14 protein-coding genes are annotated in these 14,020 nt (G+C 66.7%); 7 read left to right on the top strand and 7 right to left on the bottom strand.

The genetic code is table 11. From position 1 onward, the window contains the following. Positions 1–58: 58 nt before the first annotated feature. A complete protein-coding gene (locus Q8M85_RS00155; protein ID WP_305538902.1) occupies positions 59–1,216 on the bottom strand; it encodes a phosphoserine transaminase in 1,158 nt (385 codons plus the stop codon). Between the two features lie 154 nt (positions 1,217–1,370). On the opposite strand from Q8M85_RS00155, the gene serB reads away from it, so the two are divergent. The 3 genes from serB to Q8M85_RS00140 are packed head-to-tail and all read left to right on the top strand — an operon-like array spanning position 1,371 to position 3,467. Next, positions 1,371–2,246, top strand: a complete 876-nt coding sequence (gene serB / locus Q8M85_RS00150; protein ID WP_305538901.1) for a phosphoserine phosphatase SerB — start codon at positions 1,371–1,373, stop codon at positions 2,244–2,246. Beyond that, positions 2,243–2,713 carry a GNAT family N-acetyltransferase gene (locus Q8M85_RS00145; protein WP_305538900.1) on the top strand — a complete coding sequence of 157 codons (471 nt, stop codon included), beginning with the start codon at positions 2,243–2,245 and terminating at the stop codon, positions 2,711–2,713. Before serB ends, Q8M85_RS00145 begins: the two co-directional genes overlap by 4 nt. Then, positions 2,706–3,467 (top strand): TSUP family transporter, encoded by a 762-nt coding sequence (locus Q8M85_RS00140; RefSeq protein WP_305538899.1) that lies wholly within the window; start codon positions 2,706–2,708, stop codon positions 3,465–3,467. Before Q8M85_RS00145 ends, Q8M85_RS00140 begins: the two co-directional genes overlap by 8 nt. Here Q8M85_RS00140 and zapE read toward each other — a convergent pair. Continuing rightward, the gene (gene zapE / locus Q8M85_RS00135; protein ID WP_305538898.1) at positions 3,464–4,543 is read right to left on the bottom strand and encodes a cell division protein ZapE; all 1,080 of its coding nucleotides are present in this window, start codon (positions 4,541–4,543) and stop codon (positions 3,464–3,466) included. The two genes, Q8M85_RS00140 and zapE, sit on opposite strands and share 4 nt — an antisense overlap. 414 nt (positions 4,544–4,957) lie before the next feature. Continuing rightward, entirely contained in the window at positions 4,958–6,400 is a 1,443-nt protein-coding gene (locus tag Q8M85_RS00130; RefSeq protein ID WP_305538897.1) for a 2-isopropylmalate synthase, read from the bottom strand. A gap of 151 nt (positions 6,401–6,551) precedes the next feature. Here Q8M85_RS00130 and Q8M85_RS00125 point away from each other — a divergent pair, with 151 nt between their 5' ends. Both Q8M85_RS00125 and Q8M85_RS00120 read left to right on the top strand, forming a co-directional pair. Then, entirely contained in the window at positions 6,552–8,210 is a 1,659-nt protein-coding gene (locus tag Q8M85_RS00125; RefSeq protein WP_305538896.1) for an NAD+ synthase, read from the top strand. A 6-nt stretch (positions 8,211–8,216) separates the two neighbouring features. Continuing rightward, positions 8,217–8,588 (top strand): hypothetical protein, encoded by a 372-nt coding sequence (locus Q8M85_RS00120; RefSeq protein ID WP_305538895.1) that lies wholly within the window; start codon positions 8,217–8,219, stop codon positions 8,586–8,588. Here Q8M85_RS00120 and Q8M85_RS00115 read toward each other — a convergent pair whose 3' ends face one another. The 4 genes from Q8M85_RS00115 to Q8M85_RS00100 all read right to left on the bottom strand — a co-directional run bounded on the left by Q8M85_RS00115 (position 8,589) and on the right by Q8M85_RS00100 (position 11,993). Further along, positions 8,589–9,380 carry a phosphodiesterase gene (locus Q8M85_RS00115; protein WP_305538894.1) on the bottom strand — a complete coding sequence of 264 codons (792 nt, stop codon included), beginning with the start codon at positions 9,378–9,380 and terminating at the stop codon, positions 8,589–8,591. Between the two features lie 64 nt (positions 9,381–9,444). Further along, positions 9,445–10,392 carry a 1-phosphofructokinase family hexose kinase gene (locus Q8M85_RS00110; protein WP_305538893.1) on the bottom strand — a complete coding sequence of 316 codons (948 nt, stop codon included), beginning with the start codon at positions 10,390–10,392 and terminating at the stop codon, positions 9,445–9,447. Between the two features lie 137 nt (positions 10,393–10,529). Beyond that, entirely contained in the window at positions 10,530–11,459 is a 930-nt protein-coding gene (locus Q8M85_RS00105; protein WP_305538892.1) for an MBL fold metallo-hydrolase, read from the bottom strand. A 123-nt stretch (positions 11,460–11,582) separates the two neighbouring features. Then, on the bottom strand, positions 11,583–11,993 hold the full coding sequence (locus tag Q8M85_RS00100; protein WP_305538891.1) for a metallopeptidase family protein: 411 nt from the start codon (positions 11,991–11,993) through the stop codon (positions 11,583–11,585). Positions 11,994–12,077: 84 nt separating this feature from the next. Between Q8M85_RS00100 and Q8M85_RS00095 the strand changes: the two genes are divergently transcribed. Both Q8M85_RS00095 and gltX read left to right on the top strand, forming a co-directional pair. Further along, the gene (locus Q8M85_RS00095) at positions 12,078–12,503 is read left to right on the top strand and encodes a DUF1801 domain-containing protein (protein WP_305538890.1); all 426 of its coding nucleotides are present in this window, start codon (positions 12,078–12,080) and stop codon (positions 12,501–12,503) included. Between the two features lie 134 nt (positions 12,504–12,637). Beyond that, on the top strand, positions 12,638–13,963 hold the full coding sequence (gene gltX, locus Q8M85_RS00090) for a glutamate--tRNA ligase (RefSeq protein ID WP_305538889.1): 1,326 nt from the start codon (positions 12,638–12,640) through the stop codon (positions 13,961–13,963). Positions 13,964–14,020 lie beyond the last annotated feature (57 nt).

Raw genomic sequence — 14,020 nt, 5'->3', positions numbered from 1 at the left:
TCGGGCTGAAGCCCGACCTACGGTGTTTGGTAGGTCGGGCTTCAGCCCGACTCGGGGATCACGCAGCCTGCGCCAGCGCCGCGATTTCGGCGTGGAACGCATGGGCGATCCAGGGCATCAGGTCCTGGACGTCGGCAGTTTCCACCGTCGATCCGCACCAGATCCGCAGGCCCGGAGGCGCGTCGCGATAGGCCCCCATGTCGAAGCCCGCACCGGCCTTTTCGATCCGTTTGGCGACGGCCTTGGCAAAGGCCTCGCCGTCGGTGATGCGGGGGTCGGTGAACTTGAGGCAGACGCTGGTCGTGGAGGCCGTCGCCGGGTCCTCGGCCAGGTTCGCGATCCAGGGGTTCGCGGCGCAGAAGTCGTGGACCACTTGCGCGTTGGCGTTGGCTCGGGCGATCAGGCCCTGAAGGCCGCCGATGGATTTCGCCCATTTCAGCGCGACGAGGTAATCCTCATTCGCCAGCATCGAGGGCGTGTTGATCGTCTCGCCGGCGAAGATGCCTTCGATCAGCTTGCCCTTGGCGGTCAGGCGGAAGATCTTCGGCAGCGGCCAGGCGGGGACATATGTCTCCAGCCGTTCGACAGCGCGGGGCGACAGGATGATGACGCCATGCGCGCCCTCACCGCCCAGCACCTTCTGCCAGGAGAAGGTGGTCACGTCGAGTTTGTCCCAGGGCAGGTCCATCGCGAAGGCGGCGCTGGTCGCGTCGCAGATGGTAAGGCCCGCGCGGTTGGCCGGGATCGCGTCGCCGTTCGGCAGGCGCACGCCCGAGGTGGTGCCGTTCCAGGTGAAGACGACGTCCTTGTCGAAATCGACCTGCGTGAAATTCACGATCTGCCCGTAAGGCGCCTTGCGCACAACGGCGTCCAGTTTCAGCTGCTTGACCACATCGGTCACCCAGCCTTCGCCGAACGATTCCCAGGCCAGCATCTCGACCGGGCGGGCGCCCAGCAATGACCACATCGCCATTTCGACAGCGCCAGTGTCGGACGCAGGAACGATTCCGATCCGGTAGTCGGCGGGCACGCCCAGGATTTCGCGGGTAAGGTCGATCGCCTCGCGCAGCTTGGCCTTGCCGACGGCCGCACGGTGCGAGCGGCCAAGGGGCGCATCGCTAAGCATGTCGAGGGAATAACCGGGGATCTTGGCGCAGGGGCCAGAAGAAAAGCGCGGATTGGCCGGGCGCTTGGCCGGCGGGGTCAGGTCTGTCATGGTAGCCTTCCAGCTAAAAGCCCTTCGTTGGGGAAGGGTGTCCCGCCGCTGTGGGTAATGATGGCCCGGCTCTGGCGCAAGCGGAAAAATCGCGATAGTCCGACGCTTGGTCGCGAAAAAGCGACAGGCCTGTTCACTATCGGAAACCTGCCCCATGTTCGTCGTGACTCTGCTGACCAACCCCGAAACCCCGGTGCTGGAGCGGGTGACGGTCGAAAGCCTTCGCAACGCCTGGGGTGGCGGCGACGCGCGCTGGCTGGACCCGGGCGTCGCGGCGGAGTTCGATCTTGAGGCGATGCCGCAGAACCGCTGGGCGGCCTGGGAGGGCCTTCAGGCCTTGCGGGTCGACATGGTTATCCAGCCCGCGACGGGCCGGAAGAAGCGCCTGCTGATCGCCGACATGGATTCGACGATGATCCGGCAGGAATGTATCGACGAGCTTGCCGACGAGGCGGGTGTGGGCGCGCGCGTGGCCGACATCACGGCGCGGGCGATGAATGGCGAGCTGGATTTCGAAGGCGCGTTGCGCGAACGGGTGGGGCTTCTGAAGGGCCTGCCCGAGGGTGTGATCGCCCAGGTTCTGCGCGACCGGATCACGCTGATGCCGGGGGGCAAGGTGCTCTTGGCGACGATGAAGGCGAACGGGGCCCATGCCGCGCTGGTGTCGGGCGGGTTCACGGCCTTTACGTCGGCAGTCGCGGCAACCTTGGGCTTTGACGAGAATCGGGCGAATACGCTGCATGTGACTGGCGGCAAGCTGGCGGGAACCGTGGCCGAGCCGATCCTGGGCAAGGAGGCCAAGCTGCAATTCCTGAACGAGATCACCGCCCGGCTGGGGATCACGCCCGCACAGGCGATTGCCGTGGGCGACGGGGCCAACGACCTGCCGATGCTGCTGGCTGCCGGAACCGGTGTCGCGCTGCATGCCAAGCCCCGGGTCCAGGCCGAATGTGACGTGCGGGTGAACCACGGCGATCTGACCGCGCTCCTCTACCTGCAGGGATATTCGCGCGCGGAGTTTGTCGAATGATCGTTCGCAATGCCGCCCCGGCAGATGCCGCTGGTATGACTGCGCTCTTGAACGCCGTGATTGCCGCCGGCGGGACGACGGCGCTTGAGACGCCGATGACAGGCGTTGATGTTCGGGATCACTTCATCGACGGGCCGGGCGTGCTGTCGTCGGTCCTGGCCGAGGAAGACGGCAAGGTCCTTGGCTGGCAGTCGGTCGGCTGGTGGCACGATGATCCGCATATCGGCACCTTTGTCCTTCCCGGGCTGCAAGCCAAAGGGATAGGTTCCGCGCTTTTTGCCAAGACGCTTGCCGAACTTCGCGGCGGCGATGTCGACCGCATCATCGCCTGGATCCGGGCCGACAATGTGCCGGGGCTGGCCTACTATGCCCGGATCGGCTTTCGCGACATTGGCGGCGATCCGGGGTTTGCCCTGAAAGACGGCACGATTGTCGGGCGCATCCACCGGCAGTTCGATCTTGTTTGAGGTTGCCACGCAGCTTGCCTTGCTTCTGATCCTCGCAGCCTTCTGCGCGGGCTTCGTCGACAGCATCGCCGGAGGTGGCGCGTTGATCGCGTTTCCTGCGCTGCTGCTGGCCGGGGCTTCGCCGGTCGAGGCGTTGGCAACAAACAAGCTGCAGGGCACCTTCGGTGCAGCGACGGCAACGCTGGCCTATGCCAATGCGGGCCACGTGCGCCCTCAGGACCAGCTTGGCATGGCCGCGATCAGCGCGGTTTTCGGGGCCCTGGGTGCCCTGGTCGCGCATCTGATCCCGGCCGAGGTCTTGCGGATCATCATGCCGGTTGTGCTGATCGGGGTGGCCGCGTTCTTCGCGCTGAAGCCGGGGCTGTCGGACGATGCCCGCGCGCAGCGGGTGAAGCCTGCCGTCTTTGCGGTGACCGTGGTCCCGGCGATTGCTGCCTATGACGGGTTCTTCGGGCCGGGGACCGGGTCGTTCTTCATGATGGGCTTCGTGCTTCTGGCGGGCTACGGGGTCTTGAAGGCGACGGCGCATACCAAGATGCTGAACTTTGCCTCGAATCTGGGAAGCCTGCTGGTCTTCGTCTTCTCTGGCGCGACCTGGTGGGGCGTTGGGCTGGCGATGGCCGTAGGGCAGATCGCCGGGGCCAGCCTTGGCGCGCGGGTGGCGATGCGGGTCGGGTCGCGGCTGATCAAGCCCTTGCTGGTTGTGGTGTCGACCGGGATGGCGCTGCGGCTGCTCTGGCAAGCGTTGGGCTAGGTGCCCCAGTCGGCGCCCTGCATCTCGCGCAGGCGGCTGGCGGTGCGTTCGAATTCGAACGAGCCTTCGCCCTCGATATAGAGCCGTTCGGGCGCTTCGGCGGCCGAGGCGATGAGGCGGACCTTCGCCTCGTAAAGCGCGTCGATCAGGATGACGAAACGTTTCGCTTCGTTGTAGTTGGCCGAGGAGAGCTGCGGGATGTCCTCCAGGATCAGCACCCGCACGGCGCGGGCGATGGCAAGGTAGTCGGCGGGGCCGAGGGGTTTTGAACAGAGATCCCAGAAGCTGGCGCGGCCGACCCCGTTCGCGAAGCGGGGGAGGGTGACCTGGCGGGTGTTCACCTCCAGCGTCAGGGGCTGGTCCACGGCACCGCCGGTAAGATCGCTCCAGATCGCGGCGATCTGGGTGGTGGCAGACCGGGCCGGGTGGAAGTAGACCTGCGCGCCCTGCAGACGGTGCTGGCGGTAGTCGGTGGGGCTTTCCAGTTCGACAACCTCCAGCCGGTCTTCCAGCATGGCGATGAAGGGCAGGAAGATGCCGCGGTTGAGGCCGTCCTTGTACAGGTCGCCGGGCGGGCGGTTCGAGGTGGTGACGATCACGATCCCGGCGGCGAAGAGCTTTTCGAACAGGCGGCCGACGATCATGGCGTCGGTGATGTCGGTGATCTGCATCTCGTCGAAGGCGAGGAGACGGAGGTCGCGGATGATCTCGTCGGCGACGGGGGTGAGGGGGTCTTCGACCCCGCGGGCGCGGGCGGCATGCATGCCCTTGTGGACGCCCTGCATGAAGGCATGGAAATGGACGCGGCGTTTCTGGGGGATCTGGGTGGCCTCGGAGAAGAGGTCCATCAGCATCGACTTGCCGCGCCCGACCCCACCCCAGAGATAAAGGCCGCGCGGAGGCTGGATCGGCTTGGCGAAGAGCCCGGCGAAGAGGCCGACCTTGCGGGTCGCGTTTGATTCCAGCCACGACCGGAGGTCCTCCAGCCGGGGGAGGAGCGCGTGCTGGGCCGGGTCGGGGCGGAGGGTGCCCTGGGCCACGCGGGCCTCGTAGATCTGGGTCAGGGTCTGGCGCATGGGCAAGGCTTACCGGGGCGGGGGTGGGGGCCGCAAGGGTGATCGGCTGTCCACGCAGGACAGGGAAGGGGAGGTGTGGGATTTCAGGGGGTTGGCTGTGGGCGTTAGGGTGGCGTTAACTGAGGTTGGGGCTGACAGAGGTGGCGACGGGGAGCGGTGGTGGGGCGGAGTCAACTGACGGGATCAAGGCGCTGAAGCGCCGCCGGGCAGCGCCCGACCGCCCCCCCTCGGCCGGGCGCTTTTGCGATGGCAGCCGGCAGAACTGCGGTGGGAGGGGTTGAGGGATAAAGCGCGTAGAACCTCGGCGTTTCGCCCACCCGGCGGTCGGGCGCTGCCCTGTGTTGCGCGGATTGGTGCGCTGTAGCGCACCCTACGATGGGGCGGGCGGCGGGGAGAGTCGGGCTGAAGCCCGACCTACGGGGTCGTTGCGGGTTCTGCGGGGGGTTCGCCTTCGGCAGGGGCCTCGGGGGCCTCGGGCGGAGCTGTCAGGATGCCGTTCTGCCAAACACCCTCGGCGACCTCGCCTGACTTGTAGGTCAGCTTGCCCTGGCCCTCGCGCTTTCCGGCCTTGAACATCCCCTCGTAGACATCGCCGCCGGGATAGGTCGCAACACCTTGGCCCTCGATCTGGCCTGCGACCCAAGTACCGACGTACTTGAACCCGTCGGTGGTCGAAAACTCGCCCTGGCCGTCCCGCAACCCGGCCTTGAAGTCGCCCTTGTAGAGGCTGCCGTCGGGGTAGACCGCCGAGCCGATCCCTTCGCGTTGGCCATCCGCCCAGTCGCCTTCGTAACGGTAGTCGTCGGGGTAGGTCATCAGGCCCTTGCCCTCGGGCTTGGCGTTCTTGAACGTGCCCTCGTAGACCCGGCCATCGGCATAAGTTGCGCGACCCTGGCCCTCGATCACGCCGGCCACCCAGTCGCCCTGGTAGGTCGATCCGTCCGGGTAGGTGATCGCGCCCTGGCCGTTCGGCTGGTCGGCCCGCATCGCGCCGATGTAGACCGAGCCGTCGGGATAGGTGATCGACCCCGTGCCCTCCATCCGGCCTTCGACCCAGGTGCCTTCGTACTTGAAGCCGTCGGGGGTGGTGAAGGTGCCGCGGCCCTGGCGGCGGTCCTTGGTCCAGGTGCCGATGTAGATGTCGCCGGATTTGTGGGTCAGCTTGCCCTGCCCGTCGCGGAGGCCGTCCTTGAAGCTGCCTTCGTAGACGTCGCCGTTCGGCTGGGTCAGCATGCCCTGGCCGTTGATCTGTCCTTCAGCCCAGTCGCCCTGATAGACAAGTCCGTCGGGCATGGTGAGCTTGCCCTTGCCGGACCTCTGGCCCTTGACCAACGCGCCCTCGTAGGTCGCGCCGTCGGGGTAGGTGATCCGGCCCTGGCCTTCCTTGACGCCCAGCACCCAGTCACCCTCGTAGGTGTAGCCCGAGGAGTTGGTCAGCTTGCCCTTGCCGTTGTGGGTGCCCTTGACGAAGGTCCCCTCGTAGACCGAGCCGTTGGCGTAGGTGGCCTTCCCCGTGCCGGTCATCTGACCCTGGACCCAGTCGCCTTCGTATGTCCGGCCGTCGGGGGAGGTGATCTTGCCCTGCCCCTCGGGCTGGCCCTGGACGAAGGCGCCTTCGTAGACCGACCCGTTGGGGTAGCGCGCGGTGCCGACGCCGGTGATCTCTCCGTCTACCCACTCGCCCGAATAGGTGAAGCCCGAAGTCAGGCGGTAGGTCCCGATCCCGTGCTGGCGGCCGTTCAGGAAGGTTCCCTCGTAGACCGAACCGTCGTCGTATTGCTTGGTGATGATGTCCCCGTCCTGGGCCAAAGCCGGGAGGGCGAGGGTGGCAAGGAGGAGGGCGGTCGGCAGGCGCATGGGCGAATCCCTCGGGGGTGATTGGCGGCAGGGTAAGGGGGCGGTTCCGGTGTGACAAGGATTTGACGGTCAAAGGGCCGGGAGGTGCCCGGAACCACTTTCCCTTGTAGCCGGGTCTGGTAGAAGTAACCGATGTAGTGGGGGCAGGGCCATGACCGACACGTTCAAGATGATGCTGGCGCAGCTGAACCCGGTGGTGGGGGACATCGCGGGGAACGTGGCCCGGGCGAAGGCGGCGTGGGATGCGGGCCGCGCGGCCGGGGCCGACATGGTTGCGCTGACCGAGATGTTCGTCACCGGCTACCAGACGCAGGACCTGATCCTGAAACCCGCCTTCGTTCAGGCCGCCGTCGCTGCGGTGGAGCGGTTGGCGGTGGACTGCGCGGACGGCCCGGCCCTGGGGATCGGCGGCCCGGTCCTGGCGGGGCTGAAGCTTTACAACGGGTACTACGTGCTGGAGAGCGGGAGGGTCCATGCGCGCGTGTTGAAGCACCACCTGCCGAATGATGCGGTGTTCGACGAAAAGCGCGTGTTCGCCTCGGCCGACGTGCATGGGCCCTATGTGGTGAACGGTGTCAGGATCGGGACGCCGATCTGCGAGGATGCCTGGCACCCTGACGTGGCCGAGACGCTGGCCGAGACCGGGGCAGAGATCCTGCTGGTCCCCAACGGCTCGCCCTACCATCGCGGCAAGCCGAACCTGCGGCTGAACCTGATGGTCAGCCGCGTGGTCGAGACCGGGTTGCCGCTGGTCTACCTGAACATGGTCGGCGGGCAGGATGACCAGGTGTTCGATGGATCCAGCATGGTCCTGAACCCCGGCGGGCGGCTGGCGGCGCAACTGCCGCAGTTCGACGAGTGCGAGGTGATGGTCACCTTCCGGCGCGGGGCCGAGGGGTGGGTGGCTGACCAGGGCGAGATCCACGAGATCCCGCCGATCGGCGAGGCGGATTACCGGGCCTGCGTCATGGGTCTGGGCGACTACATGCGCAAGACCGGGTTCAGGAAGGCTTTGCTGGGTCTGTCGGGCGGGATAGACAGCGCCATCGTCGCGGCGATGGCGGTGGATGCGCTGGGGCCGGAGAACGTCCGCTGCGTGATGCTGCCCAGCGAGTTCACCTCGGCACATTCGCTGGAGGATGCGGCCGCGGCGGCCAAGGCGCTGGGCTGTCGGCTGGATACGGTGCCGATCAGTGGTGCCCAGGCCGCGGTGGGCGAGGCGCTGGCCCCCTTGTTTGCGGGAACCGAGCCGGGGGTGACCGAGGAGAACATCCAGTCGCGCCTGCGCGGGGTGATGCTGATGGCCCTGTCGAACAAGTTCGGCGAGATGCTTCTGACCACGGGCAACAAGTCCGAGATGGCGGTCGGCTACTGCACGATCTACGGCGACATGAACGGCGGCTACAACCCGGTCAAGGACATGTACAAGACCCGCATGTTCCTGACGGCCCGCTGGCGGAACGAGAACCACCGGGCGTGGATGAAGGGCCCGGCGGGCGAGGTGATCCCGGCGCGCATCATCGAGAAGCCTCCGTCTGCCGAACTGCGGGCGAACCAGCGCGACGACGACAGCCTGCCGCCCTATGAGGTGCTGGATGCGATCCTTGAGTGTCTGGTCGAAAAGGAGATGTCGGTGGCCGGGATCGTGGCGCTGGGCTTTGACCGGGCCACGGTGAAGAAGGTCGAGCACCTGCTGTACATCGCGGAATACAAGCGGTTCCAGTCGGCCCCCGGGGTGCGGCTGACGCAAAAGGCGTTCTGGCTGGATCGCCGTTACCCGATCGCGAACCGTTGGCGCGATGACGGCTGAGCCCCGATGACCTCGGAAATCGTCGTCGTCAACTTCTACAGCCTGCGCGATCCTCAGGGTTTTGACCGCGCGCTGCGGGTTCTGGTGCCGCGGGTCAGGTTGCAGGGGCACGAGGGTCTGCGCAGCTATCGCTTCTTCGGATCGGGCCCGAAAGAGCGGCGGCTGGTCGCGATCTATGAGGGGCCATCGGCCTGGGTCGGGCATCATGACCTGATCATGGCCTGGCCCGAGATGGTGGCCCTTCGGGCGGCCGCGCGGCTGGCGCGGACCGATCTTTACGGGCCGATCACGCCGCCGATGCAGGCCTGGATCGAGGAGATGGGGCTGGCCAAGAAGCTGCGCCACCAGGGCGAAGCGATTGCCGGTTTCCGGCGCTGATCAGAAGAACGGGTGCGGGCCGGGGAACTGCCCCAGGGGTTGCAGGTGGCTGACCAGCCGCCCGTCGCGCCAGAGGTGCAGAAGCATCGCGGGCGGTTCGGTGAAAGAGGCAGGGTCCGCGCCCGGATCAAGCCGCAGGGCCAGACTGGTGGCGGTCGAGGGGGAGGTGAGCGCGGGCAGGCCTGCGAACTCGGTCAGGATGAGGCGGTGGACATGCCCCGCCAGCAGCCGGATCACCTGCGGGTGCCGCGCAAGGACCTGGGCAAGACGGTCGGCATTGAAGCAGCGATAGGCATCAACAAAGCCGATCCCGGTGTCGAACGGGGGTTGGTGCATCATCACCAGGGTCGGGGTGGCGGGGGCGGCAGAAAGGGTCCGGTCAAGCCAGTCGGCCTGGGCCTGTTCCATCTGGCCGTGGTGGTCGCCCGGCACCGTGACATCAAGGCCAACGACGCGGACCGGACCTTCGGCGACGGCGTTGAGCGGGCCGGTCCGTGTCAGGGGAACCAGGTTCGGAAGCCCGGACAGCCCGGTGCGAAACCCTTCGCGGTCGTCATGGTTGCCGGGGATCACCAGGACCGGGACCATGAGCCGCCCCAGAAGCTGCCGCGCCAAGGCATATTCCTCTGGCCTGCCATGTTCGGCAAGGTCGCCCGACAGAAGAAGGAGGTCAGGCCCAAGATGCGCCACGTCCGTCAGGGCGTCGGCAAAGCGGGCGTTGCTGTCGAGAACCGACTGATAGAGCGTGCCGGGCTTGCAGAGATGCGGGTCGGAGAGATGGGCGATCAGCATCAGAGTCCCTCCGGGTGCGGGGGTAGGCTGGGCAGTATTGCCCACCCTACGCTTGCGTCTCGCCTCAAACCTCGGTCACCGCACATTCCGGCAGAAGGCGCATCACGTCTTCGGGGCGGCAGAGCTGGGTGGCATCCGTGGTGACGGCGGCAGAGGCGGCGGCCGACCCCAGCGCCAGGGCCTCGGCATGGCTCTGGCCACGCGACAGTGCCAGGACGAAGGCCGCGACAAAGCTGTCACCGGCGCCGACGGTGGATTTCACCCGCACCTTGGCCGCCTTGGCAAAGAGCCGCTGGTCGGCATCTGCCAGCACGTTGCCTTCGGCCCCGCGGGCGACGATGACGATCCGTGCCACGCCCTTGCGTACCAGCGACTGCGCGAATTCGGCGGTGTCGGCAAGGCTGGGCAGGGGCTTTCCGGCCAGATCTTCACCTTCCGGCCCGTCCATCCGCAGGACTTCCAGTCCGGGAATCGGGTTTCGCACCGCCTCGGTCAGGGTGGAGCCGGAGGTGTCCAGCACCACGCGCGCTTCGGGCATCGACGCGGCCAGTTGCGCGGGAAAGTCGACCGGCACGCCGGGCGGCTGGCTGCCCGAGATTACCGATAGCCCACCGGGCCGGGCGGTGGCGCGCAGAAGGGTGAAGACGCGGGCACGCTCTGCCTCGCCCCAGACCGGGCCGGGCAGCATGAAGCGATACTGTTTGCCGGTGGTGGCTTCGTTGACCGTCAGCGACTGGCGCGTTTCGCCGGGGCCGAGGATGGACAGGAACGTAACGCCCTCGCCCCGGATCAGCCCCGCGAGACGGTCCCCCGTCAACCCGCCAATGGCAACCAGGGCAAGGCTGTCTCCCCCCAGCGCCTTGATCGCCCGAGAGACGTTGAGGCCCCCGCCGCCGGGATCGAGCAAGGGTTCGGTGCAGCGCAGCTTGTGGCCGGGGATCAGCTCGTGCACCTCGGTCGCCATGTCGAGTGCGGGGTTGAGCGTAAGGGTGAGGATCGGAAGCTGGGACATGCGGCACCTGTGGCTGTTACCGCTATCATAAGCGCTTCCGCTGGAAATGGAACTGCCCCCGACGGTTGTGGCCGGGGGCAAAAGCCTTGAGGAAGATTTTTGGCAAATTCCTTGCTTAAGGAATTCGGGTCCTTGGCTCAGCCGTTCAGCAGAAGCTGGTAGCTGGCGGGAACGTAGCGGAAGCCGTCTGCCTGGGCTTCGACATAGCCCACCCCGGGGAAGGGCATGTGGTAGCCGATGAAAGGCACCTTGTCGGCAGCGATCATCCCGAAGACCTGCTTGCGCACAGCGGCGGCGGCAGCCTTGTCGGCGTCGAAGCGGACCTCCCAGTCGGGTTTCTGCAGCGACCAGACGTAGTGGTTCGCGGTGTCGGCGGTGATCATCAGCCGCTGGCCGTTCGATTCAACGCTGTAGATCATGTGACCCGGCGAATGGCCGAAGGCGGCCATGCCGGTGATGCCCGATGCAACACTGCCACCGTCGTCGAGGAAGGTGATCTTGTCGTTCAGCGGCTTGACGTTCTTGTCGAAGCCTTCATTGGCCGCGCCGGACCAGTGGTTGTGTTCGGCCGCACCGGTCACGTAGCGGGCATTGGCGAAGGTCGGCGTGGTGCCATCGGCCCCCATGAGTCCGCCGATATGGTCGCCGTGCATGTGGGTCAGGACGACGACATCGATCTGGTCGGGCGTGTAACCGGCGGCGGTCAGCGCGGCGAGCGTACCCTCTGCTGCCAGTCCGGTGTCGAAGAGGACCAGTTCGGCTCCGGTGTTGACCACGGTGGGCGTGAAGAAGTTCTGGGTCTTGTCCGCCGGGATGAAATTCGCGGCGGACAGTGCGGCGAAGTCCTCGGGCGATGCGTTGGTGCCGAAGGTTTCCTGGGGCTTGTCCCCGGCGCGGGTCCCGGCAAGGAGGGTGGTCACCTCGAAGCTGCCCAGCGTGAAGCGGTTCCAGGGCGCGAAGCCCGAGCCCTGCATCTCGGCCTTGGCGAATACGGGAAGGGGGAGCGTGGCGGCAAGCGGCATGGTGGCCCCGGCGAAAAGCGCCTGACGGCGGGAAAATCGGGTCATTCTTGTCCTCCTTCGGGTTGGATGCGGGAAGGATAGGACGGGGTGTCGGTACGTCCGGTCACGGGCGCGTCATGTGCCGTGCGACATTGCACAATCGTTGTGCGGGAGCACCGGGAACCGTCGTCACTCCCACCAGCGGTCGATGGCGGCGATCTCGGCATCAGACCAGCCGAAGTGATGCGCAAGTTCGTGGACGACGACGTGGCTGACCAGTTCCTGGATCGACACGTCGCCGCGTTCGCACCATTCGTCCAGGATCGGGCGGCGGAAGAGCCAGATCACGTCGGGCTTGATCATCTGGTCGGCGGTGGATTTCTCGGTCAGCGGGATGCCGTCGTACAAACCCGTCAGCTCGAACGCGTCGTCGAGCTGCAACTCGTCGAGCATGTCTTCGTCCGGGAATTCCTCGATCCGCAAGCGGATGTGGGTGGCAGGTTCGCGGAAGGGTTCGGGCAGGGTGGAAATTGCCTCGTGCGCGAGTTGCTCGATCAGAGCGAGGCTGGGGGCGATGCTGTCGGGCGATGGGTTTGTCATGCCGGGAAGATAGGGCTGGGGACGGGTGCTGGGAAGAGGCGCGGCCGTCGGCTTTGTGCTAAGGTGGCCAAAACAGAGGCGCGGATGACGGAAGCGAAGACAAGAAGCGCAGCCTTCGACAGCGAGGTCTGGCTGGCCGGGATCGACCCGGCGCGTCGGGAGGAGGCAGAGCGGCTGCTAGCGATCTTTGCCGAGGCGACAGGCTGGGAGCCGCGGCTCTTTGGGCCGTCGATGGTGGGCTTCGGGCGCTATGTCTATCGCTATGAGAGCGGGCATGGCGGGGAGAGCCTGGCCACGGGGTTTTCGCTGCGGAAGGCGGAGCTGTCGGTTTACCTGATGGCGGGCGGCGAGACGCTGCAACCGATCCTCGCGCGGCTCGGGCCGCACAGGATGGGGAAGGCCTGTCTTTATGTGAAGCGGCTGGACGCGGTGGACGAGGGGGTCCTGCGCGAGGCGATCCGGGCCGGACTGGAGGATCTGGCGTTGCACTGGCCGGTGCATCCGGTCTGACCTTGCGACGGGGAGCCGTCCTCGGGGCATCGAACCCCTTGGACGGCGTTGCCACGGAAGGCGGAGCTGGTGGCGCGAAACTGGACAATGCCAGGGGCTTGTGACAGGGAAGGGCGGTTCAAGGAGCCGCCCAGATGACCGTAACCACCCGCTTCGCCCCCTCGCCCACCGGCTGGATCCATGTGGGCAACCTGCGCACTGCGCTGATGAACTACCTGATCGCGCGTCAGAACGACGGGCAGTTCATCCTGCGGCTGGACGACACCGACCAGGAACGGTCGAAGCCGGAGTATATCGAAGGGCTGAAGGCCGACCTCGACTGGCTGGGCATCCGCTATGACCGGATCGAGCAGCAGTCCAGGCGCATGGACCGCTATGCGCTGGCGGCCGAGCAGCTGAAGGCGGCGGGGCGGTTTTACGAATGTTTCGAGACGCCCGTGGAACTGGATCTCAAGCGCAAGAAGCAGCTGAACATGGGCAAGCCTCCGGTCTATGACCGCGCGGCGCTGAACCTGACCGAAGAGCAGAAGGCCGCCTACCGCGCCGAGGGGCGGCAGGGCTATTGGCGCTTCAAGCTGGACCTGGAGCGGATCGAGTGGGCCGACGGGATCATCGGAGACATCTCGATTGACGCGGCCTCTGTCAGCGACCCGGTGCTGATCAAGGCCGATGGGCAGGTGCTGTATACGTTTGCCTCGTCGGTGGACGACGTGGAAATGGGGGTCACGCATATCGTGCGGGGCGCGGACCACGTGACGAACACGGCGACGCAGATCCAGATCATGAAGGCGCTGGGCGGGACCCCGCCTACCTTTGCGCACCATTCGCTGCTGACCGGACCGCAGGGCGAGGAATTGTCGAAGCGCCTTGGGGTGCTGTCCCTGCGCGACCTGCGGGCGCGGGGGGTCGAGCCGATGGCGCTGCTGTCCTTGATGGCGCGGCTGGGGTCGTCGAAGCCGGTAGAGCTGGCGGCCAACATGGACGAGCTGGTGGCGGGGTTCGACGTGGGGTCCTTCGGGGCCGCACCGACCAAGTTCGATGCCGAGGACCTGTTCCCGCTGACCCGTCACCATGTGCAGTCGCTGCCCTTCGAGGCGGTGCGCGAGCGGGTGCTGGACCTGGGCGTGCCCGAGGCCGAGGCCGAGGCGTTCTGGGCGGTAGCCAAGGGCAACATCACCATCCTGGCGGACCTGGAGGAATGGTGGACCCTGTTCCGCGACGGGGCCGAGCCGGTGGTGGACCCGGGCGACCGCGACTTCGTGGCCCAGGCGCTTGCGATGCTGCCGCCGAAGCCCTGGACCCAGGCCACCTGGGGCGAGTGGACAGCGGCGGTGAAGGACGCGACGGGACGCAAGGGCAAGGACCTGTTTCGCCCGCTGCGCCGCGCGCTGACCGGGCGCGATGCCGGGCCGGAGATGGCCGACGTGATGCCGCTTCTGCACAAGGTGCCAAGCCTCTGAGCCCGGGGCTGGCCCCGGGAGGGCTGTCTGCCCTCCCGGACCCTCCCGAGGATATTT

It is taken from the genome of Tabrizicola sp. (genome assembly GCF_030694085.1).
Classification (GTDB): Bacteria; Pseudomonadota; Alphaproteobacteria; order Rhodobacterales; family Rhodobacteraceae; genus Tabrizicola.
The sequence above is the reverse complement of the archived record's forward strand: the minus strand, read 5'-3'. Positions and strand labels throughout refer to the sequence as shown.